The sequence below is a fragment of the Pseudomonas sp. S3_C06 genome (assembly GCF_054667675.1).
In genome coordinates, this window is the sequence record NZ_CP162747.1 from 4,113,192 (window position 1) to 4,138,828 (window position 25,637).

General features: G+C 59.4%; 23 protein-coding genes. 14 read left to right on the forward strand and 9 right to left on the reverse strand.

The genetic code is table 11. The features are described 5' to 3' along the window. Positions 1 to 2: 2 nt before the first annotated feature. The gene (locus tag AB4N44_RS18310) at positions 3 to 680 is read left to right on the forward strand and encodes a Crp/Fnr family transcriptional regulator (protein WP_150775434.1); all 678 of its coding nucleotides are present in this window, start codon (positions 3 to 5) and stop codon (positions 678 to 680) included. 126 nt (positions 681 to 806) lie between these two features. Here AB4N44_RS18310 and uraH read toward each other — a convergent pair whose 3' ends face one another. Next, a complete protein-coding gene (gene uraH / locus AB4N44_RS18315; protein WP_460108128.1) occupies positions 807 to 1,217 on the reverse strand; it encodes a hydroxyisourate hydrolase in 411 nt (136 codons plus the stop codon). 12 nt (positions 1,218 to 1,229) lie between these two features. Then, positions 1,230 to 1,715: a GlcG/HbpS family heme-binding protein gene (locus AB4N44_RS18320; RefSeq protein ID WP_460108126.1), complete on the reverse strand. Its 486-nt coding sequence runs from the start codon at positions 1,713 to 1,715 to the stop codon at positions 1,230 to 1,232. A 136-nt stretch (positions 1,716 to 1,851) separates the two neighbouring features. Between AB4N44_RS18320 and AB4N44_RS18325 the strand changes: the two genes are divergently transcribed. Both AB4N44_RS18325 and AB4N44_RS18330 read left to right on the forward strand, forming a co-directional pair. After that, positions 1,852 to 2,532: a heavy metal response regulator transcription factor gene (locus AB4N44_RS18325; protein ID WP_460108123.1), complete on the forward strand. Its 681-nt coding sequence runs from the start codon at positions 1,852 to 1,854 to the stop codon at positions 2,530 to 2,532. Next, positions 2,522 to 3,907 carry a heavy metal sensor histidine kinase gene (locus AB4N44_RS18330; RefSeq protein WP_460108121.1) on the forward strand — a complete coding sequence of 462 codons (1,386 nt, stop codon included), beginning with the start codon at positions 2,522 to 2,524 and terminating at the stop codon, positions 3,905 to 3,907. Before AB4N44_RS18325 ends, AB4N44_RS18330 begins: the two co-directional genes overlap by 11 nt. 108 nt (positions 3,908 to 4,015) lie before the next feature. Here AB4N44_RS18330 and AB4N44_RS18335 read toward each other — a convergent pair whose 3' ends face one another. Further along, a complete protein-coding gene (locus AB4N44_RS18335; RefSeq protein ID WP_316917428.1) occupies positions 4,016 to 5,020 on the reverse strand; it encodes an AraC family transcriptional regulator in 1,005 nt (334 codons plus the stop codon). A gap of 100 nt (positions 5,021 to 5,120) precedes the next feature. Here AB4N44_RS18335 and AB4N44_RS18340 point away from each other — a divergent pair, with 100 nt between their 5' ends. After that, on the forward strand, positions 5,121 to 6,191 hold the full coding sequence (locus AB4N44_RS18340; protein ID WP_460108118.1) for a fatty acid desaturase: 1,071 nt from the start codon (positions 5,121 to 5,123) through the stop codon (positions 6,189 to 6,191). A gap of 215 nt (positions 6,192 to 6,406) precedes the next feature. On the opposite strand, the gene AB4N44_RS18345 is transcribed toward AB4N44_RS18340, so the two are convergent. The 3 genes from AB4N44_RS18345 to AB4N44_RS18355 are packed head-to-tail and all read right to left on the reverse strand — an operon-like array spanning position 6,407 to position 10,442. Further along, positions 6,407 to 8,017 carry an arylsulfatase gene (locus AB4N44_RS18345; RefSeq protein ID WP_460108115.1) on the reverse strand — a complete coding sequence of 537 codons (1,611 nt, stop codon included), beginning with the start codon at positions 8,015 to 8,017 and terminating at the stop codon, positions 6,407 to 6,409. A gap of 14 nt (positions 8,018 to 8,031) precedes the next feature. Beyond that, positions 8,032 to 8,847, reverse strand: coding sequence for an ABC transporter ATP-binding protein (locus tag AB4N44_RS18350; protein ID WP_150750241.1), 816 nt, complete (start codon positions 8,845 to 8,847; stop codon positions 8,032 to 8,034). Further along, positions 8,844 to 10,442, reverse strand: a complete 1,599-nt coding sequence (locus AB4N44_RS18355; protein WP_460108112.1) for an ABC transporter permease — start codon at positions 10,440 to 10,442, stop codon at positions 8,844 to 8,846. Before AB4N44_RS18355 ends, AB4N44_RS18350 begins: the two co-directional genes overlap by 4 nt. 308 nt (positions 10,443 to 10,750) lie before the next feature. Here AB4N44_RS18355 and AB4N44_RS18360 point away from each other — a divergent pair, with 308 nt between their 5' ends. Continuing rightward, positions 10,751 to 11,764, forward strand: coding sequence for an ABC transporter substrate-binding protein (locus AB4N44_RS18360; RefSeq protein ID WP_150750239.1), 1,014 nt, complete (start codon positions 10,751 to 10,753; stop codon positions 11,762 to 11,764). 95 nt (positions 11,765 to 11,859) lie between these two features. Here the strand turns inward: AB4N44_RS18360 and AB4N44_RS18365 are convergent, their stop codons facing one another. Next, positions 11,860 to 12,780 carry a LysR family transcriptional regulator gene (locus AB4N44_RS18365; RefSeq protein WP_007917649.1) on the reverse strand — a complete coding sequence of 307 codons (921 nt, stop codon included), beginning with the start codon at positions 12,778 to 12,780 and terminating at the stop codon, positions 11,860 to 11,862. A 182-nt stretch (positions 12,781 to 12,962) separates the two neighbouring features. On the opposite strand from AB4N44_RS18365, the gene AB4N44_RS18370 reads away from it, so the two are divergent. Continuing rightward, entirely contained in the window at positions 12,963 to 13,871 is a 909-nt protein-coding gene (locus AB4N44_RS18370; protein WP_127925406.1) for a TauD/TfdA dioxygenase family protein, read from the forward strand. Between the two features lie 168 nt (positions 13,872 to 14,039). On the opposite strand, the gene AB4N44_RS18375 is transcribed toward AB4N44_RS18370, so the two are convergent. Beyond that, positions 14,040 to 15,656, reverse strand: coding sequence for an alkaline phosphatase family protein (locus AB4N44_RS18375; RefSeq protein ID WP_460108110.1), 1,617 nt, complete (start codon positions 15,654 to 15,656; stop codon positions 14,040 to 14,042). A 190-nt stretch (positions 15,657 to 15,846) separates the two neighbouring features. Beyond that, positions 15,847 to 16,791 (reverse strand): LysR family transcriptional regulator, encoded by a 945-nt coding sequence (locus AB4N44_RS18380; RefSeq protein WP_127925408.1) that lies wholly within the window; start codon positions 16,789 to 16,791, stop codon positions 15,847 to 15,849. Between the two features lie 165 nt (positions 16,792 to 16,956). Between AB4N44_RS18380 and AB4N44_RS18385 the strand changes: the two genes are divergently transcribed. The 8 genes from AB4N44_RS18385 to AB4N44_RS18420 all read left to right on the forward strand — a co-directional run bounded on the left by AB4N44_RS18385 (position 16,957) and on the right by AB4N44_RS18420 (position 25,506). Beyond that, positions 16,957 to 19,317 carry a TonB-dependent receptor gene (locus AB4N44_RS18385; RefSeq protein WP_316917432.1) on the forward strand — a complete coding sequence of 787 codons (2,361 nt, stop codon included), beginning with the start codon at positions 16,957 to 16,959 and terminating at the stop codon, positions 19,315 to 19,317. A 23-nt stretch (positions 19,318 to 19,340) separates the two neighbouring features. Further along, positions 19,341 to 20,684, forward strand: coding sequence for an aryl-sulfate sulfotransferase (locus AB4N44_RS18390; protein WP_460108106.1), 1,344 nt, complete (start codon positions 19,341 to 19,343; stop codon positions 20,682 to 20,684). 190 nt (positions 20,685 to 20,874) lie between these two features. Then, the gene (locus AB4N44_RS18395) at positions 20,875 to 21,201 is read left to right on the forward strand and encodes a hypothetical protein (protein ID WP_150776598.1); all 327 of its coding nucleotides are present in this window, start codon (positions 20,875 to 20,877) and stop codon (positions 21,199 to 21,201) included. A gap of 383 nt (positions 21,202 to 21,584) precedes the next feature. Continuing rightward, positions 21,585 to 22,394, forward strand: a complete 810-nt coding sequence (locus AB4N44_RS18400) for an energy transducer TonB (protein ID WP_007919146.1) — start codon at positions 21,585 to 21,587, stop codon at positions 22,392 to 22,394. A gap of 45 nt (positions 22,395 to 22,439) precedes the next feature. Further along, positions 22,440 to 23,165, forward strand: coding sequence for a MotA/TolQ/ExbB proton channel family protein (locus AB4N44_RS18405; protein WP_150750232.1), 726 nt, complete (start codon positions 22,440 to 22,442; stop codon positions 23,163 to 23,165). 1 nt (position 23,166) lies between these two features. Further along, on the forward strand, positions 23,167 to 23,568 hold the full coding sequence (locus tag AB4N44_RS18410) for an ExbD/TolR family protein (protein ID WP_003220570.1): 402 nt from the start codon (positions 23,167 to 23,169) through the stop codon (positions 23,566 to 23,568). Positions 23,569 to 23,938: 370 nt separating this feature from the next. Next, on the forward strand, positions 23,939 to 24,520 hold the full coding sequence (locus tag AB4N44_RS18415; protein ID WP_077570156.1) for an alpha/beta hydrolase: 582 nt from the start codon (positions 23,939 to 23,941) through the stop codon (positions 24,518 to 24,520). Positions 24,521 to 24,573: 53 nt separating this feature from the next. Next, a complete protein-coding gene (locus tag AB4N44_RS18420; RefSeq protein WP_127925414.1) occupies positions 24,574 to 25,506 on the forward strand; it encodes a sigma 54-interacting transcriptional regulator in 933 nt (310 codons plus the stop codon). Positions 25,507 to 25,637: the final 131 nt, after the last annotated feature.

Sequence of the window (25,637 nt, forward strand, 5' to 3'; positions counted from 1 at the left end):
TTATGCAAATTCGTTCGCGATTGATGACCGGCCAGTGGTTCAGTCATCTACCGGTGTCCTTTCAGGATAGTCTGCTCGCGGCGGCCCGGGAGCGGCGGCTGACGGCAGGGCAGCGCTTGTTTCAGCGTGGTGATGCGCCGTGCGGCTTATACGCAGTACTCGACGGCGCGGTGCGCATCGGTGCGGTGAGTGAGCAGGGCAAGGAGGCGTTGTTGAGTCTGGTCGAGGCGCCGCACTGGTTCGGCGAAATCTGCCTGTTCGATGGCCAGCCGCGAACCCATGACGCTTATGCGGTCGGGCCGTGCACGCTGCTCAATATCCCGCAGGCACCGTTACTGAAGCTGCTTGATGAAAATCCAGTGTACTGGCGACATCTGGCGCTGCTGATGAGCCACAAACTACGCCTGACCTTCATCAACCTCGAACAACTGAGCCTGCTGCCAGCGCCGGCGCGTCTGGCTCATCGCTTGCTGATGATTGCCGAAGGCTACGGCGAACTCGACGCGCCGCGTCGTGTACTGCAACTGCCGCAGGAGCAGTTGGCGTCGATGCTGTCGCTGTCGCGGCAGACCACTAACCAGATCCTCAAGGATTTGCAGGGGCAGGGGATTATCGGGCTTGGGTACGGCGAGATCGAAATCCTTGATGCCGCGCGATTGCGTGCCCTGGCCACGATCTAACGGGCACCTGAGATCCCCTGTGGGAGCGAGCCTGCTCGCGAAAGCGGTGGGTCATTCAGCCGAGATGTCGACTGAACCGACGCCTTCGCGAGCAGGCTCGCTCCCACATTTTTGATCTGTGTTGATTTAGGAACCGCGATAGGTCGAGAAGCCGTACGGGCTGAGCAGCAGCGGGATGTGGTAATGCTGATCGGTCTGCTTCACTTCAAAAATCACCGGAATCTCCGGGAAGAAGGTGTCGTGCTTGATCTTCTTGTAGTACTCGCCGGTCTTGAACACCACCCGATATTCACCCGCTTCAAAAGGCTGTTTGGCCGGGAACAATTCGGCAATCCGCCCTTGTTCATTGGTCGTGCCCTGCGCCAACGGCTGCCAGTTCTGGCCAACGTGTTTTTCCAGGGTCACGTCGATGCCCGGCGACGGCAGGCCATTTTCCAGATTGAGCACGTGCACGCTCAACGGATTACCGGCGGCGAGTGCAAGGCTTGAAAACGCGCTCAGGCCGAGCGCGGCGAGGGTCATGCGCATAGTCGTCATGGATGAGTCTCCTTATTGGGAACGGGTAGTGGCCAGACCGGTTTTTCCGGCAGCCTTGATCGCACAGTTTTCGTCTTGCTCACCGCCACCGGAACCGGCCACGCCCATGGCGCCCACCAGTTCAGAACCGAGGAACAGCGGAATTCCGCCGCCAAGCAGCAGCAATTCATCGAGGGTGTTGAGGTTGGCGGTTTCCGGATTGCTGCGAGCACGTTCGGCGAACAACCGGGTGGCGGTTTTGGTCGACAGCGCGGTATACGCCTTGCGTTGGCTGGCGGCGGTGTTGTGCGGACCGACACCGTCGCCGCGCAGGGCCACCAACAGATTGCCGCCCCGATCGAGCACCGACACCGTGCCGGTGCAGTTGGCCATTGCCATGTCGGCGAGCAGCCGTGCAGTTTTCAGGTCGAGATCAGCGTGACGCGGCAGCTCAGGACTGGCGACAGCGACGCCACTGAGGCCGATCATCAGACTTGCAACGAAGTATTTGACGGTCATGGACAGGCTCCAAAAGCGAAGGTCGCCACCTTAATCGGTGGTCTTCGTCAGAACCTCGTCAGTCTGATTACAAGTTTGTAATGGGCAACGCCGCCGAAGGCGCCTAGCCTGTGTGTCTGAATAATCGAGGTGTGCCATGCGTTTGCTGGTCGTAGAAGATGAAGCCAAAACCGCGAATTTCCTCGCCAAGGGCCTGGGCGAGTCGGGTTTTGCCGTGGACGTGGCGCTCAATGGCCTCGATGGGCGCTACTTTATCGAGCAGCAGGCATACGACCTGATCATCCTCGACGTGATGTTGCCTGGCCTTAATGGCTGGCAATTGCTGCAACTGATCCGTCAGCGCGGCGCCACGCCGGTATTGTTCCTGACCGCCAAGGACGCCATCGAAGACCGCGTGCGCGGGCTCGAACTGGGCGCCGACGATTACTTGCTGAAACCCTTCGCCTTCGCCGAACTGCTCGCGCGGGTACGCACGTTGCTGCGGCGCGGGCCAATGCGCGAAGCGGAGTCGTACACCATTGCCGATCTGGAAATCGATGTGCTGCGCCGCCGCGTCAGTCGCGGTGGTCAGCGCATTACCCTGACCAACAAGGAGTTCGCCCTGCTGCAACTGCTCGCCAGTCGCCAGGGCGAAGTGCTGTCGCGCACACTGATCGCCTCGCAGGTGTGGAACCTGAATTTCGACAGCGACACCAACATGGTCGAGGTTGCAGTGCGTCGTTTGCGCTCCAAAGTCGATGATCCCTACATGCCGAAACTGATCCACACCGTGCGCGGTGTCGGTTATCAACTGGAAGCGCCCGACGATGCGCTCTAGGTCGATCGCCTGGCGCCTGGCGCTGGCGTTCGCATTGGTCTGCGCCTTGGTGTTGAGTGCTATCGGCGTATTTCTCTACCGCTCGCTGGCCTCGGAAATCGCCTACCGCGACGACCTCGCATTGCTTGGACGACTGGAGCAAGTGCGCGCCTTGCTCGCCGACAGCGACAGCCTCGATGCCTTGCAGGCACGGCCGCGGCTGTATCAGAACATGCTCGGCAATCTCGACAGCCTGCTATTGGTGCGCCGCGCCGATGGCTCCAGTGTGATCGCCATCAACCCACGTCAACGCGATCTACCGAGGCTGAACGCGATCCCCCGCGAGCAGGCGCCGCAGCGCCGCGATGTGCTGACCTGGCAGGCTGCGGATGGTGCCGAACTGGCCCTGTTATCCGGCGATGCACAAGGACCGGACGGTGAGCCGCTGACGGTTATCGCCGGCAAAGTGCTGAGTGAACGCGAGCAGATGCTCGGTAGCTATCGCTTGCGCTTGTACCTTTCCGTTGGACTAGGCGCGTTGCTCGCCTTTGCCCTGGGCTTGCTGTTGTTGCGCCGGGGTCTGCAACCGTTACGGCAGTTGAGCGAAGCGGTACGCGGCATCGATCTGCGCAGCCTCGATCAACGCTTGCCCGCCAACGGCACGCCTGCCGAACTGCTCGAACCGGTGCAGGCGCTCAACGGCATGCTGGCGCGGCTGGACGACAGCGTGCAGCGCCTGTCGCAGTTCTCCGCCGACCTCGCCCACGAGATTCGTACGCCGCTGCACACCTTGTTGGCGAGCAACGGTCAGGCGCTGAATCATCCGCGCAGTACCGAGGAGTATCAGGAAGTGCTGGCGTCGAACATGGAAGAATTCGAACGGCTCAAGCGCATGGCGGAAAACCTGATGTTCCTTGCCCGCGCAGAACAGGCCGAGAGGGCGCTGAATCTGCAAATCCTGGATTTGCACAGCGTTGGCGGTGAGCTGTGTGATTACTTTGAAGCCTTGGCGGATGACCGCGATCTGCGGCTGGACAATCGACTGCATGGCGAACTGCTTGCCGATCAGCAACTGTTGCAACGTGCGCTGGGCAACTTGCTGGCGAATGCCGTGCGCCACGCTGACTCCGGAACCGTGATCAGCCTGCGTCGCCGCGATGAGGCGGGTTGGTGCTGGTTGCAGGTGCACAACCTCGGGCCGACAATTGCGTCGGAGCATCTGGGCAAGCTGTTCGACCGGTTCTACCGCGTTGATCCTTCGCGCGCGGAGCCGGGGGATTCGGGTGGGTTGGGATTGGCGATCGTGCAATCGATCATGCTGTTGCATGGAGGGCAGGTGTGGGTGAACAGTGATGCGGCGGGTACGGTTTTTGAGCTGGGTTTTGTGGTGAATTGAAGGACGTCTTCGCGAGCAGGCTCGCTCCCACATTTGGAATGCGTTTCACATGTGGGAGCGAGCCTGCTCGCGAAGGCGTGGGAGCTGACGACCCAACCCTGGAATCAGTCAGCGCAACCCATCACGAAACTGCCCAGGCGTCAGCCCCGTCCAGCGCTTGAACGCGCGGCTGAAGCTGCTGGTGTCGGCAAACCCGAGCAAATAACTCACCTCACTCAACGAGCACTGCGGATCGCGCAGATGCAGCAACGCCAGATTCTCGCGGCTCTCATTGAGCAACGTGTCGAAGCGACAACCCTCATCCGCCAGATGCCTTTGCAGGCTGCGCAAACTCAGGTGCAACGCCTGGGCTATCCGCTCTGCGCTTGGCTCGCCTTCCGGCAATTGCTCTTCAATGGCATCGCGCACCTTGCGCTCCCAGGTCAGCGGTTTGAGCTGGGCCATGGTGCGTTTGAGCACGGCTTCATTGTGTTCAGCGAGTTCCGGGTTGGCGTCGTCGAGGTGGCTGTCGAAGTCGGCGAGGGCGAACTCCAGGCGATCCTCGGCACAGCCGAAATGCACTGGGGCGCGGAAGACCTTGTGCCATTGGTGCGCATCGCTCGGTTCCGGGCGGCGCAGATAAACCGCCAGTGGCGCGTAATCGCGACCAAGACGATTGCGGCAGGTGCGCACGTAGATCGCGGTAAACGCATCGATGGCTTCGAAGGCCGGCGCCGGATTGCCTGACGGAATTTTCAGACGGAATTGATAGCGGTCGTCGCTGCGGCTCAGCTCCAGTTCCAGCGCGTCGCTGACCACCGGGTGATAGCGCACGATGCGCTCGAACACCTCGCGCAAACTGCCGCTGGCGACCAGCGCATAACCGAGGGCATGGAACGTGGTCGGGCTGACAAAACGTGACACACGCAAGCCAATCGCCGGATCGCCGCTGACCTGCACGGCAATTTCCCACAGGCGCGTGGTGCCGGACAGCGCATAACGCGCGTTGGGGTCGTCCATCAAATTCGGGTCGAGCCCGGCCTGCTGGCACAGGGCAATGCTGTCCAGCCCCAGCGCATCGAGTTGCTTGCGCAAGGCACGGGTCCAGCTGGCGAGGGAGGTCGGTTCCTTCATGCTGATTGGCGCTTCCGGTCAACAGGTTGGCGTTCTCGGCTACCGCAATTGAAGCCTTGGCGAGGCACGATGCGAACATCATAAACCCGAGGATGGAAGCATGGACGGTACTTCTGCAAGTCCCCAGCGACACAATGCGGCCCAGCGATCAGCGCATATTCGCCAAGTGGTGCTGGCCAAAGGCGTCGAATTGCGCGAGCGCTACCCGATTCTCAAGCATCAGGATGCGCTGGGTGCGGGGATTCTGGCCTTTGCCCTGATCGGGATGATTGGTTCGGCGGCACTGTACATCAGCGGCCACATGGCGTGGTGGGCGTGCCTGTTGCTCAATGCGTTTTTCGCGTCGCTGACCCATGAACTGGAACACGACCTGATCCACAGCATGTATTTCCGCAAGCAGCGCGTGCCGCACAATCTGATGATGGGCTTGGTGTGGCTGGCGCGGCCGAGCACGATCAATCCATGGATTCGTCGGCATCTGCACCTCAATCATCACAAGGTTTCTGGCACAGAAACCGACATGGAAGAACGCGCGATCACCAACGGCGAGCCGTGGGGCTTCGCGCGCTTGCTGATGGTTGGCGACAACGTCATGTCAGCGTTCATCCGCATGCTGCGGGCCAAGACCTGGGCGCACAAGTTCAGCATCATCAAGCGCACGTTGAAGGTGTATGCGCCGCTGGCGCTGGTGCATTGGGGCGCGTGGTATGTGTTTCTCGGTTTTCACGCGGCCAATGGCATCGCCTATCTGCTGGGCTCGCCGATCGAATGGTCAGCGACGACGTTGTCGGTGATGCAGGTGATCGATATCGCCGCCGTGGTGATCATCGGCCCGAACGTGTTGCGCACCTTTTGCCTGCACTTCATCAGCTCGAACATGCATTACTACGGCGATGTCGAGCCGGGCAATGTGTTGCAGCAGTGTCAGGTGCTCAACCCTTGGTGGCTGTGGCCGTTGCAGGCGTTCTGCTTCAATTTTGGCAGCAGTCACGGGATCCATCATTTTGTCGTGAAGGAGCCGTTTTACATTCGCCAGATGACCCTGCCGGTGGCGCATAAGGTGATGCGTGAGATGGGGGTTCGGTTTAATGATTTTGGGACGTTCGGGCGGGCGAACCGGTTTGTTCGTCGGGATGAAGTTGCGGTGTCTGGGGAGGCGGTGGAGGCCTGACAGAAGGCGCCCTCACCCTAGCCCTCTCCCGGAGGGAGAGGGGACCGATTGGGGGATATTGGGGAAGTACGCCGACCTGAATGTTCCTCAGTGAATCCATAATCGACCCGATTTTTCAGGTCGATGTATAACGAAAGACACCTCGGTCGACCCCCTCTCCCTCCGGGAGAGGGGTGGGCGGGCGGCGTTCCGATGAGGGGCTTTTGATCTTCGCCTCAATCCGGCTGAAACGGCGACTCACTGAGAATAACCCCGGTTTCCTCGACATACTGCTGCCAATGCCCGATCAACGCGCTGAGCTTCTCCGGCTGACTAACCGCCTGATCATGAATCTCTCCCGGATCGCTGGCCAAATCATAAAGCTGCCAAGTCGCCGGCCCGACCGGTCCCGGGATCCACACCGCTTTCCAAGACCCCTGCCGAATCGCCCTTCGGCCAAACAATTCCCAACCCGTGACCGTGTGCTCGTCATGCACCTGCGCAGTCTCACCCGACAAGAATCCCAACCAGGATTTGCCACGCAGCGGTGCCACCGGTTTACCGTGCCACAACTTGCCCGGATGACGCACACCGGCCAGATCGAGAATCGTCGGCGTGATGTCCATCACCGTGCCGAAACCATGGCTGATCTGCCCTTTGATCGCCAGCTGCGGATAGTGCAACAGCGCCGGCACGCGAATCCCGCCTTCAGTGGTAAACGCCTTGAACAACCGCGATGGCGCGGTCGCCACCTGCGCCCAGTTCGGCCCGTACCAGACATATGAGTTGGCCCGGCCAATGTTGTCGAGGCTGTTGTCGTAATGCTGGCTGAGATACGTCACCAGTTCCGGACCGAATTTGGGGAACGCTTCCAGCAGCGCGCCTTCGGCACCGTTGTCAGACATGAACAGGATGAAGGTGTTATCGAGCTGCCCTTGCTGGCGCAGGTAATCGACGACCCGACCGATGTTCCAGTCCATGCGTTCGACCATCGCCGCGTAGACCTCCATGGCCCGTGCGGAAATCTGTTTTTGCTCCTCGCTCAATGCGTCCCACTGTTGGGTCAACTGAATTAGCGGATGCGGCTCGACGTCCTGTTCGATCAGACCGAGGGATTTGAGTTTTTCCAAGCGCTCCAGACGCAGCACTTCAGGGCCGGCGTCATAGCGGCCACGGTATTTTTCGACGATCTCGGCCGGTGCCTGCAACGGCCAGTGTGGCGCGGAGAACGGCAGATAAGCGAAGAACGGCCGGGTCTGGTCACGTTCCTTGAGGTACTGCAGCAACTTGTCGCCAAAGGCATCGGAGGAATAAAAGTCCTTCGGCAATTCATCAAGGAAAGTATCGTCCTCGATGTACAGCGCCGGAGTGGATTTCAGCAGACCGGGTGTTTGCTCATCGTAGGTCGGCTCGAAACCGTAGTGGTTGGCCGCGCCCGGCAGCAGCGAAAACGAGCGCTCGAAACCCCGCGCATGGGGCGCCAGTTCAGCCTTCAAACCGAGGTGCCATTTGCCGCTCATCAATGTTTGATAACCGGCCTCGCGCAGCAACTCCGGCAGCGCCACCACGCGATCGTTGAGATAGCCCTCATAACCCGGTTTACCGATCAGTTCCGGCGTCAGCGTTTCGGCCATGGTGCCGATGCCGGCGATGTGGTGATCGGTGCCGGTGAGCAGCATCGAGCGGGTCGGCGAGCAGGTCGGTGCGGTATGAAAATCGGTGAGGCGCAGGCCATTGTTGGCCAGGGCATCAAGGTGCGGCGTGGCGATTTCGCCGCCGAACGCGCCGATATCGGAGAAGCCTAAATCGTCGGCCAGAATCACCAGAAAATTGGGACGTTGCGGCATCGCAAAACTCCTGTTCAGCAGGCAATGAACGTCAGCGGCAGATCGCGGATCTGCACCGGCACGCTCGGTTGGTAATGGTCGTCACTGGTCAGCTCGTGCAGCAGCTCTTCACGCAGCTGATGGAAGTCGAAACTGCTGCGCTGGCGCGGGTGCGGCAGGGCGATGTCGACCACTTGCTTGATCCGCCCCGGACGCGGCTCCATCACCACCACGCGGTCGGCGAGGAAGATCGCTTCTTCGACGTCATGGGTGACGAGGATCGTGGTGATTTTCGCGCGGTCACGGATCGCCAACAGCTCGTCCTGCATCTGCTGACGGGTGAGTGCATCGAGCGCGCCGAACGGTTCGTCGAGCAGCAGAATGCGCGGACTGGCAACCAGGCCGCGAGCAATCGCCACACGCTGCGCCATGCCGCCGGAGAGCTGGTGCGGATAGGCGCGAGTGAAGTCGCGCAGGCCGACCAGCTCGATGAAGTCGTTGATCCGTTGTTGCTTCTGCGCAGCGCTCAGCGGCTCGTTGACCAGGCCCAGGCCGATGTTGTCGGCGACGGTCAGCCACGGAAACAAACGGTGCTCCTGAAAGACGATGCCGCGCTCGCCGCCGATGCCGCTGACGGCTTTGCCGTCGACTGTGATCTGCCCGCGAAACTGCGTATCAAGACCCACCAGTAAACGCAGCAAGGTAGATTTGCCGCAGCCGCTGGAACCGACAATGGCGACGAATTCGCCTTCGGCAATGTCCAGGTTGAATTCGCGAATCGCCTCCAGTTCGAAACCGTCGACGTCGAAGGATTTGCCTACGTGTTTAAAGCTGACAATCGGTGCGTTCATGCGTGTCTCCAGCGGGTCGCGCGAATTTCCAGGCGTTGGCCAATGAGGTTGAGCAGGGCGCCGGTGAGACCGACGAAAAGCATGCCGGCCATGATCAGATCCATGCGCAACAACTGTTGTGCGCCGATCATCTGGCTGCCGATGCCGCCATTGGACGGCATGAAATATTCCGCACCGATGGTGCCGAGCCAGGCGTAGATCAGGCTCAATCTGAGGCCTGCGAAAATCCCCGGCGCAGCGCCCGGCAACACCAGTCGACGCAGGCGTTGGCCGAGGCTCAGGCGCAACACTTGTGCGGCTTCGTTGAGTTGTGGCGACAGGTTGGCGACGCTGCGTTGCGTGGCGATAAACAGCGGAAAGAACGCGGCGAGGGCGACGAACACCCACTTCGCCAGTTCGCCCAGACCGAACCACGCGGTGAGCAGCGGCACCCAGGCGAAAATGGCGATCTGGCGAAGGGCGGCGAGGGTCGGACCGAGCAGTCGTTCGCTGGTGCGCGACAAGCCCAGCAGCAAACCGAGGGCGAAACCGAGTCCGCCGCCCAACAGCAAACCGCCGAGGGTGCGACCGAGGCTGAGGGCCATACCGCTGATCAACGTGCCATCAAGCAGGCCGTCCCATGCCGTGCTCAAAACGGCCAGCGGGCTGACCAGAATGTTGGCATCGACCCACTGCAGTTCATTCGCCAATTGCCACAGCGCCAACAAGCCCAGCGGCAGCAGCCACGGCTGCAGACGCTGCCAGCCGTCATAACGCGGGCCGCGACGAATTTCGGCGGTGGCCGGATGCGGCCAGTGCACCAGTTTTTTGTCCAGCAGACCGATGCCGCGATCCATTGCCACGCCAATCAACCCGATCACCACGATGCAGACGAAAACGATATCGAGCATGAACAGCTGTCGCGCCCAGACCATCAGGTAACCAATGCCTTCACTGGAGGCCAGCAGTTCGACCGCCAGTAATGAGGTCCACCCGGCGGCCAGTGCCAGACGCACGCCAGCCATAAACGCGGGAAGAGCAGCGGGCAACACCAGGCGGCGCACCAGCAAGTGCGGCGGCAGACGCAGAACCGCGGCGGCTTCACGCAATTTCGGTTGGGCGTCACGCACGCCGACCAGCGTATGCAGGGTCACCGGCACCACAACCGCTTTGATCAGCACCACCAGTTTCAGCACCTCGCCGATACCGAAAAACACCATGAACAGTGGAATCCACGCCAGCGTCGGTATTTGCGAAAGCCCGGCGAAGGTCGGGAAGATCAAGCGTTCAAGACGACGACTGAATCCCAGCGCTGCACCGAGCAATGCCCCCGCAGAAACCCCCGCGAGCAGGCCCCAGAACAAACGTTGCAGACTGATCCACAAATGGCTCCACAGCTCGCCCTGCGACAACTCGACAGCACTGTTCCACACCAGTGAGGGCGCGGGCAGGATCTGTTCGCTCATCCACTCATTGCGCGCGGCCAGCCACCACAGCGCGAACAGGCTGAGGGGCAACAGCCACGGCAACAGACGTTGGTTCAGGCTTGGCCAGGTACGGCGGCTTTTCAGCGGCGGCGCGGGGAGCGGGAGACTGAGCAAGGATTGGCGGGCCATGGGTGACCTCCGTTGTCGGGTTGGCTCAAGATCTTTAGCGGAATTAGCTAAAAACAAAAAGTTATAACAATATCGATATGAATTCTTTTAAGAGATAAGCGAGGCCATTTAAGGCTTCCAGCCCACACGCATCCAATGCATTCGAAGAATATTTTCGATGCTGTTAATGCATACGCCGCTGCAAGCCCCGTTGTTGCTTGCTTAGCGTTAAAAGCTATAAAAATGTGCATTTATAGTATTTAAGCGAAGGTATTCATTCGGCCTACTTTCGGCTCCTCAACGCCTGTCGTGATCAAGGAGCTGCACCCATGAACCTCCCCTTCAAACGTGTTTTCAGTCTGTTTGCCGTTCCTGCTCTGGCGGGCCTGCTGGCGTTCACCGCCCACGCTGACGAACTCAAGGAAATCAGAATCGCCGTGCCCGACCTGAGTGCCGGCACCCAGCACAGCGGCGGCGGGGTGGTCGACGTATTGCGTGATCAGCAGATCCTCGAAAAAGCCTTTGCCGATCAGGGCATCAAGATTCAGTGGAGTTTCTTCAAAGGTGCGGGGCCGGTGATCAACGAGGCATTTGCCAATGGCCAGGTTGATCTGGCGTATCTGGGCGATCTGGCGGCAATCATCGGCAAGTCCAATGGCCTCGACACCCGCTTGCTCAGTGCCACGGCGCGTGGGGTGAAGCAGTATCTGGGCGTGGTGCCGGGCTCCGGAATCAAGACCCTGCAGGATTTGAAAGGCAAGCGCGTGGCGATCTTTCGGGGCACCGCAACGCAGTTGTCGTTTGATGCGGCACTGGCCAGCCAGGGCTTGAGCGAGAAGGATCTGAAAGTCATCAACCTCGACTTCACTGGCGCGACCGCTGCGCTGGCAGCGAAGCAGATCGATGCATCGTGGGGCAGTTCCGGGTTGGCAGCATTGCAGATCAAGGGTTTGGCCGAGTTGCCGCTCAACACCAAAGATCTCGGCGGTGCTGGCAGCGTCCAATCGGTTCTGGTCGGCACCGGCAAGTTTGTCGATGCACATCCGGAGGCGGTGGCTAAATTGCTCAAGGCGCAGCAGCAGGCAGTGGAGTGGCTGACCCAGGACAGCAACAAGGCTGCCTATGTGCAGTTGGTTTCGGGGCTGGCGAGTTATCCGCCGGTAATCCTCACCGAAGATCTGAAGGATCAGAAATTGAGCGAAGTGTTCCCGTCGACGCTGGATCCGGTGTTCCTTGGCAGCTTGCAGGACAAAGTCGATCTGGCGGCGCAGCAGAAGCTGATTCGCAAGCCGTTCAAGGTGAATGATTGGGTGGCGCCTGAGCTGGCCGCGGCCAAGCTCTGAATCTTTAGCGCCTGCTCTGGCCTCTTCGCGAGCAGGCTCGCTCCCACAGGGAAATGCATTCTTATTGTGGGAGCGAGCCTGCTCGCGAAAGGGCCCTAAACGGCGACGCTGACCTCCTGCCGATCCACCGCGACCAACGTCTCGATCATCGCCCGCGCCGCCGGCGACAGCCGAAATCCGGTGCGACTGACAATCCCGCACCGCGCATTCATGCTCTCCAGGTTCTGCGGCAAATTTCGCCAGTGCAGCAACACCAGCGAACCCTTGGCAATGTCCTCGACAAACGCCTCTTCCGTACCGACGCCAATCGCATTCGATTGCAGCACCACTTTTACCAGCGCCGGAAAATGCTCGGTCTCGATGGTCGGGGAAAAATCGATGCGGCCACTGAGGTTCGCCAGCAATTTTCGAATGCCCGGTGGGATCAGCGTCGTCGCCAACGGGTAGTCGAACATGTCGTTGGTCGACAGGCTTTCCTTGGCCAATAGCGGATGCCCCGGCCGGCAGAAAAACACGCCGCGTTTGGGCGTCAGTGCCTGGGTCTGGAAGTTGGGATCGGACTCGAAATGGCGGATGTCGGCGATGAAGAATTCGATCTCTTCACGGCTCAGTGCGCGGCTGAGTTTTTCCCAGTTATCCACCTGAAAACAGGTGCGCACTTTCGGGTGCGCATTGATGAATTGCGCCACGGCGTCCGGTACCAGTTTCACCGCCGGCGCCGGGCCGCAACCGAAGTGCACTTCACCGGCATCGAGCTTGGTCATCTGCGTCACTTCAGCGCTGAGCAAGGCTGCGCCCTGCACCAGGCTCAGGGCGTGTTGCAGCACCACCTGGCCTTCGGGCGTGGGGCGCAGATCCTTGTTGCCGCGATCTACCAACACGCAGCCGAACTCCTGCTCGAGCCCCTGAATACTGCGGCTGAACGCTGGTTGAGTGATGCCCATCGCGTCCGCCGCACGGACAAAACTGCGGTGTTCGTTGAGGGCGATGAAGTAACGCAACTGGCGAAGATCCATATGCTTTTCCGGCATCCTAAAAATAGCTCGAAGGCATTTGCGACGAGGGTTGCTAGAGGTTTTAAATGCAAGCTCTTATTCCGTCAACGAAGCATGTGAATATCTATTAGATGTAAATGGAATATAGATAGAGCGTTGTTTCGCTGCCGTCCAAACCGTAAGCAGTCGATGAGGGTCTACCCATGAGCAATGCCGCACTCGCAGTTAAACCCGCTGTCCACGCGCTGGAAATCCATCCGGTGGCCGGCCGTATCGGCGCCGAGATCCGTGGCGTGCATTTGTCCGGTGAGCTGGACGCCGCCACCGTCGAAGCGATTCAGCAGGCGTTGGTTGAGTACAAAGTCGTGTTCTTCCGTGAGCAGACCCAGCTTGATGATCAGCGCCAGGAAGCCTTCGCCCATTTGCTCGGCGAACCCGTGGCGCACCCGACCGTGCCGTCTCGCGAAGGCACGCGTTATCTACTGGAGCTGGACGGTGCCGAGGGCCAGCGCGCCAACTCCTGGCACACCGACGTGACCTTCGTCGACGCCTACCCGAAAGCCTCGATCCTGCGCTCGGTGGTGGCCCCGGCATTCGGCGGCGACACCCTGTGGGCCAACACCGCGACGGCGTACAACGGCTTGCCAACCGAGCTGCGTGAGCTGGCCGACAAACTGGTCGCCGTGCACAGCAACGAATACGACTACGCCAGCGCCAAGCCGGACGTCTCTGCCGAGAAGCTGGAGCGCTATCGCAAGGTCTTCACCTCTACCGTCTACGAGACCGAGCACCCGGTGGTGCGGGTACACCCGATCAGCGGTGAGAAGAGCTTGTTGTTGGGGCATTTCGTCAAACGCATCAAGGGTTATTCGCAGGCGGATTCGGCGCACTTGTTCGGCTTGCTGCAGAGCCATGTCATCCGCCAGGAAAACACCGTGCGCTGGCGCTGGAAGGCCGGTGATGTGGCGATCTGGGATAACCGCTCGACGCAGCATTATGCGATTGATGATTACGGTACGCAGGATCGGGTGGTGCGTCGGGTGACGCTCAAGGGTGAAGTCCCGGTGGGCGCGAATGGGCAGCGCAGTCAAACCATCAAAGGTCGTGACTGAAGATCAACAGCCCCTCACCCCAGCCCTCTCCCAGAGGGAGAGGGAGCCGATTGGGGGCTTTTCGAGCCTGAGTTCAACCTTGATATTTCAGGTCGGCGTATAGCTAAAAAACAACTCGGTCAGTCCCCTCTCCCTCTGGGAGAGGGTTAGGGTGAGGGGCTCTTAAAGCTACCAAACCCCAATCTGAACAACCTTCTCGGCTTCCGGCTCTCCATAACGAAACCGCTGCCCGCGCAAGTCGACCTCCTGATGACTGATGGTCGTACGCCGCTTCAACCCGCGCACCCACTCAAACAAATACCCCGCATGCTCTTCGCGCACCGCCGCATACGCCGGGTCATCCCCCAGATCACGCAGCTCCTGCGGATCATTCAACAGATCAAACAACTGCGGTCGAAAGCCGTCGTAAGCCAGGTATTTCCAACGCTCGCTGCGCACCATGGTCATGCGGCAACGGTCGATCGGCTGACCCAGACGCTCCCGCGCCGGCGCTTGAAAGGCATAGTCGTATTCGCTGATTGCATAGCGGCGCCAGTCCGGATTTTCACCGTGTAGAAGCGGGATCAAGGAACGCCCTTCAAGCCGATGCTCTGCCCCCGGCAATCCCAGTGCCTGAAGAAACGTCGGCAACGCATCAATGGTTTCCGCCAGCCGATCATCCACCGTTCCGCGCGTGACATCTGCCGCCACCCGAGGGTCGCGCACGATCAACGGCACCCCCACCGCCTGCTCCAGCAAAAACTCCTTCTCGCCTAACCAGTGATCGCCGAGGAAGTCGCCGTGATCGCTGGTAAACACGATCAGCGTGTCATCCCAGCGTCCGTTGCTTTGCAGAAAATCGAACAGCCGTCCGAGTTGATCATCCACCTGCTTGATCAGGCCCATGTACGTAGGGATTACAGTCAATCGTACTGAATCGCGGGAAAAGTTGAGGCTTTCCTCATGCTGGCGAAAAGCAGTGTATACGGGGTGTTTGCTGGCTTCGGAGGGCGTCGCGCGGACCGCTTCGAGAATCGATTTCGTACTGTACAAGGCGTGGTACGGCGTTGGTACGATGTAGGGCCAGTGCGGTTTGATATAGGAGAGATGTAAAAACCACGATTTCTCGCCTTGCTCGGTGATGAAGTCGATGGCTCGATTTGTAGTGTAGACAGTCTCTGAGTGTTGCTCGGGAATTCGTGCTGGCAAATTCGCATGACGCATTTGCCAGCCGCTGAGGATTTCACCGTTTTCGCCTTCGGCGGCGTTTGCCCAGTCGTGCCAGGGGTTTTTGCCGTCGAAACCGTGTTCGCGCAGGTAATGGGTGTAGGGTGCGGATTCACGTTTGTCGTCGAACAGCGGGTCGTCGGGGTAGATGCCGTCGTGGCGCATGTAGGGTTCGAAGCCGACTTCGTTGAGGATTTCGGCTTGTTCGCTATCGGGATTGATCGCCAGACGTTGCAAGGCATCGACATTCGCCGTCGCGTGGGTCTTGCCGACTAGTGCAGTACGAATGCCGTGCGGGCGCAGATAGTCGCCGATGGTCAGTTCTTCCAGCGGCAACGGCACGGCGTTCCACGCGACTTGATGGCTGCTCACATAGCGCCCGGTATAAGCCGACATCCGCGACGGGCCGCAGATCGTGCCTTGTGTGTAGGCGCGGCTGAAACGTACGCCGGCAGCAGCGAGTCGATCGATGTTTGGGGTGTGCAAATGCGGATGACCGTAGCAGGACAGGTAATCGCGGCGCAGTTGGTCGCACATGATGTACAGCACGTTGCGCACGGGGTTTGGCGGGGTGGGCATGGGGTTCACCGGTCTATGGGACAGGCGAGGTATTTCGCTAGGCGTGAGGGTGTTCGGCAAGTGCATTTGGAGAATGGGTTTTATGCAGGAAATGCATCGGTGCCTGCACTGACGCCATCGCGAGCAGGCTCACTCCTACAGGTGAGCGCATTTCAAATGTAGGAGTGAGCCTGCTCGCGATAGCGGTAGATCAGACAGCGAGTCCGTCCAGTGAACAGACCTCCTCATCCACCGCATCAATCGTCTTGATCTGCTCAATCATCGCCTCGGCCAACGGCGACAACCGATACCCCGCGCGGCTGACAATCCCATAGCGGGTGTACAACTCCTCAAGATCATCGGCCAATCCTTCAATGCGCAAACACACCAACTCTCCCTTGGCTTGATGCAGCGCATCGGAATACGCCCCGACAATCCCGATTGCATCCGAGCGCAGCACCACGCTGAGCAGGCTGGAGCTGTTTTCACACTCGACATTCGGGGTGAAATCCGGCCGTCCACTGAGATCGACAATGACTTTTCGCAAGTTCGGCGGACGAATGCTCACCGCCAGTGGATAGCTCATCAACTGCTCGGCGCTGACCTTATCGAAAGCCGCCAGCGGATGCCCCGCACGGCAACAGAAATGCCATTTACGCGGCCGCAACCGGTGCGTCAGATAATCCGGATCCGCCTCGAAGTAGCGTGTGTCCGCGACAAAGAACTCGAATTCCTCGCTCATCAGTCGCTTGCTCAGACTCTGCCAATCATCCACCTGAAACTGCACCCGCGCTTTCGGATAGCGCCCGATGAAGCTGCCAATCGCCCGAGGGATCAAACCCGCTGCCGGCGCCGGCCCACAACCGAAGCGCAATTCCCCCGCCTCCAGGCCATTGAACTGGCTGATCTCGTTGGCCATCTGCTGCGCGCCGCTGACCAGTCGCCGCGCGTGTTCGAGCAGCACCTGGCCCTGTTTGGTCGGCGGTAATTCCTTGCGCCCGCGATCAACCAACTGACAGCCGACACTGTGTTCCAGCGCCTGAATGCTGCGGCTGAACGCTGACTGCGACAGATTCACCGCCTGCGCGCCGGCGACGAAGCTGCGTTGTTCAGCCAGGGCGATGAAGTGACGAAGTTGGCGCAAGTCGATATGCATTTTTCACATAAAAAATATCCGGGAAATGCATTGGATATGCATTAGGTCGACTCCTTATAAAGGCAATCTCTTATGCAGTAAATATCTGTAAATACATAAATAAATAACTTAAAAGAATATGCAGCGCTGAAGATGTCTGTGTGTTTTTTGACCAGGAGCCGCGCCATGAGTCCGTTGAACCTTGCGTCACCCTTAACGCCACGACGGCTCAAACGCCTGCCTCTGGCCCTGTTGCTGGCAGGGAGCGCGAGCTGGACTCACGGCTACGCCGCCGATTCTGAAACCCCGGCGCCAGTGCCGGCCGGCAAGCCTGCCGCCAACAGTTCGCAACTCGAAACCGTGACCGTCACCACCCGCCGCCGCGAAGAAAGTTCGCAGGACGTACCGACGCCAATGAGCGTGGTCAGCGGGCAGAATCTGGAGACGCAACGGGTCTACCGGATTCAGGATTTGCAGCAATTGGTGCCCAGCGTCAACGTCGCCTACATGCACGCACGCCAGTCCAGCGTGTCGATCCGAGGCCTTGGCAACAACCCTGCGAGCGATGGTCTTGAAGGCAGCGTTGGTCTGTACATCGACAACGTCTACCTGGGTCGTCCGGGGATGGCGGTGTTTGACTTGATGGACATCGAACAGCTCGAAGTCTTGCGTGGTCCGCAGGGCACGCTGTTCGGCAAAAACACCACCGCCGGGGTGATCAACATCAGCACCCGCGCGCCAACCTTCACCCCTGAGCGCAGCATCGAAACCTCGGTGGGCGAGGACGGTTATTTCCAGACCAAGGGCACCATTTCCGGCCCGCTCAACGATCAACTGGCCGGGCGTTTTTCGGCGTACCGCACGCGCAGTGACGGCGACATCAAAAACGAATACGACGGCCATGATTTGAATGGCGGCTCGCGCGAGGGCTTCCGCGCGCAACTGCTGTTCAAGCCCAATGAAGATTTCAACCTGCGCTGGATCGGCGACTACAACGAAGAGGATTCCAGCGCCGGCACCCGTGTGCTCTACAACACCGGGCCGACCATCAACGGCGTCAACCTGTACCAGTCGCGCGCCAACGCGGCCGGCGCAACATTGGTCAACGGCTCACACCGCAAGGTCAATCTGGACAACGACCAGCATGTCACCGTGCATCAGGGCGGCACTTCGGTGGAGGCTAACTGGACGCTTCCGAGCGATTTCACGCTGACTTCGATCAGCTCCTATCGCTTCTGGAATTTCACCCCGCGCAACGACGATGGTCTCAACGTGCCGGCGAGCTACAACGCTGGGGTGTCAGTGGAGGACAAACAGTATTCGCAGGAATTTCGCCTGGCCTCGCCCAAGGGCGAGTTCTTCGATTACGTCGTCGGCGCCTACTACTTCGGCTCGGATCTGGACAACAAATCCTTCGCCTATTACGGCCCGCAAGCCGATATCTGGAATGGCACGCCGGCCGGTGCGCTGGCCAACGTCACCAGTGTTGGCAACGGTCATATCAAGACCGACAGCTTTGCGCTGTTCGCCCAGGGCACATGGCACCTCACCGAGCGGCTGGATTTCACCGCCGGGGTGCGTGGCACTTATGAAGAAAAATCCGCTTGGGTCACGCGCGATGCCCCGGTCGGCGGCGCGACGGTCACGGGGGCGGCGGCCACGGCGCGACGCGGGCGTGCCGGCGCTTACGATTCCGGTGATTTGAACCAGTACAGCTCCAGCCCCTCCGGGCTGCTCAACCTCAGCTATCGCATCACCGATGATGTGCTCGGTTACGCCACGCTGTCCCACGGCGAGAAATCCGGCGGGGTCAACCTCGCCGTCGGTTCCGCACCGGTGGCCGGCGCCGATTCGTTGCTGATCGGCACCGAACGTGCGAACAACGCCGAACTGGGTTTCAAAAGCACGCTGTGGGATCACCGTCTGCAACTCAATGCCAACGTGTTCTGGACGCAGGTCAACGCTTACCAGACCAACGCCTACGACGCCGAAAACCGCGTGCAATACCTGACCAACGCCGGCTCCGTGCGCTCGCGCGGTGTCGAGTTCGAAAGCACGGTGATCCCGCTGCGCGGCCTGACCCTGAACATCAACGGCTCCTACAACGACGTCAGCTACCTCTCGTACAAAGATGCCCCTTGCCCGCCGGAAGTCAGCCAGGCGCCGGGCGCTCCAGCGTCTTGCGACCTCAGCGGCCATCAAGTGGTCGGCGCCTCGAAGTGGATCGGTAACGCTAACGGCGAATACAAATGGAATCTGGATAACGGCTTCGAACCTTACGTCACCGCGAGCTATGCATTCCGTTCGAAAGCCGTCGGTACGGTCGAGGATTCCGACTACGGGCAGATCCCGAGTTACGCCGTGGTCAACTTTTCCACCGGCCTGCGCGGCGACTTCAACCAAGGTCAGTGGGACGTCTCGCTGTGGCTGAAAAACGCCTTCGACAAAACCTACTACACGACCCTGTGGACGGGCGGCAACGGCGGCTATGAAGGCCTGCTCGGCACACCGCGCACCCTCGGCGTCACCGGTCGCTACGACTTCTGATTCGTCACTCAAGGAGCTGCATCATGTTGCGTATCAAAACCGCTTTGCCGGTGTTGCTGTCCGGCGCAGTGCTCAGTGCCGGCGCCTTCGCCGCACCGAGTGTTTACCCGACGGGCGTCACTCGTTACGACCCGAACAAGGCGTTCAACCAGTACGTGATTTTCAGCGGCGCCGACAAACAGACACACCTGATCGACATGAACGGTAACGAGGTGAAAACCTGGCCGCAGGCAGGTTTCCCGTCAGCGATCATCGATCCGAAACTGGTCGGCGGCGAGCGCGGTCACGTGCTGCTGCAACTGAGTGAAAAGGATCCCGGCAAACTCGGTTCGGCCGGCAATGGTTTGGGCAATCAGAGCGTCGGCGAGCTGGACTGGAATGGCAAAGTCGTCTGGCAGTGGGGCGACAAGGCGCCCGGTGGAGCGGCGCAACAGCACCATGATCAGCGCCGTTTGAGCAACGGCAACACCGTGGTGCTGGCGAACAAGGTGCACAAGGTCAAAGGCTTCAAAGTCCCTGAGGTGATCGACGATGCAATCTATGAAGTCAGTCCCGACGGTGCGGTGAAATGGCAGTGGCTGGCCTCGGAACATCTCAATGAATTCGGCTTCACCGCCGAGCAGTTGAAACTGGTGCGTGCCAGTGAAAATCCGGATTACCTGCACATCAACAACCTCAGTCTGGTCGGGCCGAACAAGTGGTTCGATGCCGGTGACAAACGCTTCAATCCGGACAACCTGCTGATTGATTCACGCAACGCCAACTTCATCGCGATCATCGATAAGAGCAGCGGCAAAGTGGTCTGGCGTCTCGGACCGAATTTGCCGCTGATCAACCCGAAGACTGCACAGAAACTACCGCGTCCGGTGGATCAGTTTGTCGGCCAGCATGATGCGCACATCATTCCAGCCGGATTGCCCGGTGCCGGTAACGTGCTGGTATTCGATAACCAGGGTTCGGCGGGTTATCCGAACGTCACCCTCGGGCTGATTTCCGGTTCGCGGGTATTGGAAATCGATCCGGTGAAAAATGAAATCGTCTGGCAGTACAGCGCGGCGAATTCGAAGCAGCCGGGCTGGGCGTTCTACAGTTCGTTTATCAGCAGTGCTCGGCGCTTGCCCAACGGCAACACGCTGATCGACGAAGGCATGAACGGGCGGTTTTTCCAGGTGACGAGCAGCGGTGAAAACGTCTGGGAATACGTCAGCCCCTATCTCGGCAAAGCGCCGGGCAGCGACGCGATCAGCAACTGGGTGTATCGGGCGCTGCCTGTGAGTTATGACTGGGTGCCAACGGGCACGCCACGCTCCGAGACGGCGGTTAATGCCCCGGTTCTCGGTGTGCAGCAAACCAATGCCAGTCGTTAGTTGAATTGGAATTAGTGCTCGAACGAACGGCGATAAGTTATGACCGGGTTGAACAGTGCATATTGCAATTTAGTTAGTTGCCCGCGTGGACAATAATTGAATGTCCAACCATCCTGACTGTCGTGAGTTTCCAGGAGGAAACTTGCTCTCATCGGAAGACACTTATCCCAACGATAAAGGAAATCGAATCATGTCGAGCATTAATGGCACTTATGTCAATTCCAACTCTGGCGCCAAGCTGGTGATTACCGATGGTAATGATTCCAACGGCTCGTTCAGCGGAACGTTGAGTCAGGGTGGTGTGAATTACGACATCCGTTATGGAAACTACCATTTCCAGAACAGTACCGGTAACCCGACCACCATTGCAGTACTTGCTCAGAATGGTAATAGCGGTTATCAGGCATGGGCACTGTTTTCGCCGGATCATAACTATGCAAAATTGCGCGCTGCCGGCTCCCGTACAAACTTCGATGGTGATGTGGTGACCCTGGGCGGGGAATTCGTCAAACAGTAGTCTTGTTTAAAAGTTTAAAAGGCCGGTGCACGAAAGTGCTCCGGCCTTTTTTGTTATTCAGGAAAAATTATCATCAGTTATCTACTTGGTATTAGTCGTCCTGCAAAACCGTGTGAGTCGTAGTTGATGCGTTGCATGAATACTTTTAATGCCTGAAAAGCATGCACTTTTTCACCTATCGCTGCAGCCCCCGTGGCACGTGGCTTTGGCGAAATTGATCAATTCATATATTCCATAAAAGCCTATGCATAACGTTAAAGATTACTTTCGGAGATAAGCGTCAAGCCCAATGATTCACCCATCGATTCGCCGTGGGGGATTCAACAAAACGGTTGATCGGCAGTTTTTGTAGAGAACGCAAAAAGACCGCAGGGAGTGAATCAATGGGCAATGTCCAGACCGCCGCCAGCGCAGAGGAATTGCTGTGGCGTCAGACGCCGGGTGGCGAGTTGGTCGATCTCGGCCGGCCGCATCGTGTGCCGTTGGGGCAGTTGCGTTTGCAGCGTGCGCCCAAGGGCATTCTGAGTCGGCGCGAAACAATTCTGCTCGGCGTGCTCGCGCTGGTGGTGCATGGCGCGGTGATCTATTGGATCAGCCAGAAGCCGACGCCGGTGCTGCCGATCGTGCCGCCGGAAATTCCGCCGATGACCATCGAGTTCTCGCGCCCGGCACCGCCAGCGCCACCGGTTGTCGAGCCGCCGCCACCTGCGCCAGTGGTTGAACCGCCACCGCCGGTAGAAGACGAACTGGCGGTAAAACCGCCGCCGCCAAAACCCGTTCCGAAACCCAAACCGGTGGTTAAACAGGCACCCAAACCAGCACCGAAAGCGGTCGAGCAACCACCGGCGCCGCCACAACCGGCCGCTCCGGTTGCAGCGCCAGCGCCACCTGCGCCTCCCGCGCCGGCACCGGTAACCCCGGCATCAGCGAATGCCGCGTACCTGAAAAACCCGGCGCCGGAATACCCGTCGCTGGCCCAGCGTCGCGGTTGGGAGGGCACGGTGTTGCTGCGCGTACATGTGCTTGCCAGCGGTAAACCGGGCGAGATCCAGATAGCCAAAAGCAGTGGCCGGCAACAGCTCGACGACGCGGCGCTGAATGCCGTGAAACGTTGGAGTTTTGTCCCGGCCAAGCAGGGTGATGTCGCCCAGGACGGCTGGGTCAGCGTGCCCATCGATTTCAAGATTCATTAAACCGAAACCAAATTCGCGCGAAACGTTTACACGAGGGAATACATCATGACGTTACTGGCATCTCCACTGGAATCCATCGAAAGCGCGGTGATCTGGCTGCTGGTGGTTTTTTCCGTCGCCACTTGGGGCCTGGCATTACTCAAGGCTTGGCAGTTCGGGCGTCTGAAGGCGCAGGACCGGCGTTTTCATAAACGTTTCTGGGCGGCGTCGAGTCTGGATTCCGCCGCTGAATTGAGCGAGACCCAACCCGGCGCAGCCGCGCGGGTGGCACAGGCCGGTTACGCGGCGATTCAGGTGGGCGAGGCGCCGCAGACCAATGATTTGAGCCAGGCGATCAACCATCAGGATCGACTGGAGCGCGCCTTGCGTCAGCAGATCGTTCGCGAACGGCGTTCGCTGGAAACCGGTCTGGCAGTGGTCGCCAGTATTGGCAGTACGTCGCCGTTCATTGGTTTGTTCGGCACGGTGTGGGGAATCATGGAAGCGTTGAAGGGAATCAGCGCGGCCGGTTCGGCGAGCCTGGAAACGGTGGCTGGGCCGATCGGTGCGGCACTGGTCGCAACGGGCGTGGGTATCGCCGTCGCGGTGCCGGCGGTGCTGGTTTACAACTACTTTTTGCGTCGGTTGAAACTGACGGCGGCGGATCTGGACGACTTCGCCCACGACTTCTACAGCCTGGCGCAGAAGAGTGCGTTCCGTGTGCTGATTCATCCGACCGCGCACAAGGTTGCAGCAACCGGCAATTCGGCAAAAGTGAAGGAGGCGTCCTGATATGGCCTTCTCCACGCAAGACAGTGACGAGGTGCTCAGCGAGATCAACGTGACCCCGCTGGTGGATGTGATGCTGGTGCTGCTGGTGGTGTTTATCGTCACCGCGCCGCTGCTGACCAATGCGATCCCGATCAACCTGCCGAAGACCGAAGCGGTGGCGCCGGTCGAGCAGAAGGATCCGCTGGTGGTGAGCATTGATGGTGCCGGCAAACTGTTTATCAACAAGGATGAGATTCAACCGGACTTGCTGGAATTCAACCTCAAGTCGGCCAAGGCCAAGGACCCGGAAGTGCGCGTGCAATTGCAGGCCGATGACGGGGTGAATTACGGCGAAGTGGCGCGAGCGATGGCTTCGATTGAGCGGGCGGGGATTACCAAGTTGTCGGTGATTACTGCGCGGTAACAGGATTTACGTTTTTCCGGGGCCGTCTCCTTGGCAGGGTGCGGCCCTTTTTTTTATTTCTGGCATTAGAAGCAAAGCCCCTCACCCTAGCCCTCTCCCGGAGGGAGAGGGGACTGATCGCGTTGTTCTTACGAGTTACACCGACCTGAAATATCCAGTCGAACTCCAAATCTGAAAACCGCATAGATCGGCTCCCTTTCCCCCTCGCCCCCTTGGGGGAGAGGGCTGGGGTGAGGGGGAAAAAGATTTCAAGCCATGCATAAATCTCATATTCAATTCAGATCTTAATAAATAGCTTCTTATTCCTTAACGAATATAAATCCCCTCCCTATACTCGTTCAGGAACAGACACGACGCAGGAGAGCTCCCCATGCGCAACGAATCAATCCGCTACCTGATTGTGCCGGGCTGGCAAGGATCGCCAGAAGATCATTGGCAAAGCCACTGGCAGAACAGCCTGCCCAACAGTGCGCGGGTCGAACAGGCCGATTGGCTGACGCCGCGTCGTGAAGACTGGGTTGCGGCACTGGCCGAGGCGATTGCCGCCGACAGTACGCCGGTGATCCTTATTGCTCACAGCCTTGGCTGCGTCACGGTTGCCCACTGGGCAGCCACTGCGCCGCTGCAATACCTGCGTCAGGTACGCGGCGCCTTGCTGGTTGCGCCGGCCGATGTCGAGCGCCCGGCCTGCGCGCCGGCGCTGCGTAACTTCGCACCGATTCCGACTGATCTGCTGCCGTTCCCAAGCCAGGTCGTCAGCTCCGACAACGACGCCGCCGTCAGCGCACCGCGCGCTCTGGAGTTGGCGCGCAATTGGGGCGCCGAGGCGGGGATTCTCGCCGGTGCCGGGCACATCAACGTCAAGTCCGGGCATCAGCGTTGGGAGCAGGGTTTTGCCTATCTCTATCGTCTGCAAAACCGCATGGAACACCACGCTCGCCGTCGCGCCTGATTTTTTATCTTTCAACGCCCCCGTCTCCCGGCGGTTTTGGGCGGGAGTCTGCCATGAGTTTTGAAACCTTCGGTCAGCCATTGCTGACCTTTCCCGATGCGGAAAAAAGCCCCCTGAGCATTCGCGCCAAAGCGCTGGTGTTTGTCGACCCACGCTCGCGTCAGTTGCGTGAAGAGCTGGAGCAATTGGCGCCGCGTTCGACCTCGGTATTGATCCGTGGCGAGACCGGCACGGGTAAAGAATTGCTCGCCCGGCACATCCATCGCGCCAGTGACCGCAGCGGGCTGTTCGTTTCGGTCAATTGCGGTGCGATCAGCCCGACCTACGCCGATGCCGAACTGTTCGGCTACGCCGCCGGCAGTTACAGCGGCTCGGCCAGCAGCCGTGCAGGCTGGTTCGGTTCGGCCAACGGCGGCACGCTGTACCTCGATGAAATCGGCGATTTGCCGCTGCCGATCCAGATCAAACTGCTCGCCGCCCTGGAGAACCACGAAGTCACCCGTGTCGGTGCACATCAACCGAGTCCGGTGGATGTGCGCCTGGTCGCGGCGACCAGCATCGATCTGGCGCAAGCAGTGGACGCTGGCAAATTTCATGAGCGGCTCTATCACTACTTGAGCGAAGGGCAACTGGAACTGCCCGCCTTGCGCGCGCGTATTGGCGACATTCTTTCGTTGGCCGAGTATTTCCTCGGCATTTATAGCCAGCGTCTGGATCTACCGGTGCCGCTGATCAGCGAGGCGGCACAACACGTGCTCGAACAACACAGCTGGCCGGGCAACACCCGCGAGCTGGAAAACGTCATTCACTTTGCGTTGTTGGTGAGTACCGGTGACGAGATTCTGCCGGAGCACCTGAATCTGCCCGAGGTGTCTGGGCCGCAGCTTCAGATCGAGCGACTGGTTGCACAAATCAACATCGGCGGCAGCGTCGATGAACGTAAGGCATTGAAAGATTTGCTGATTCGTCTGAGTGCGGCGTTGTAACCGTTTCGTTCAACATGAACAAAATGGAATATGAAGCTGAATAAACGTTATTGTCCGGGAATAAAAAATCCCGGTATTGTCCGACCCACGCCAGCGATATCACTTCACTGGCACACGTATTAATGCCGTCG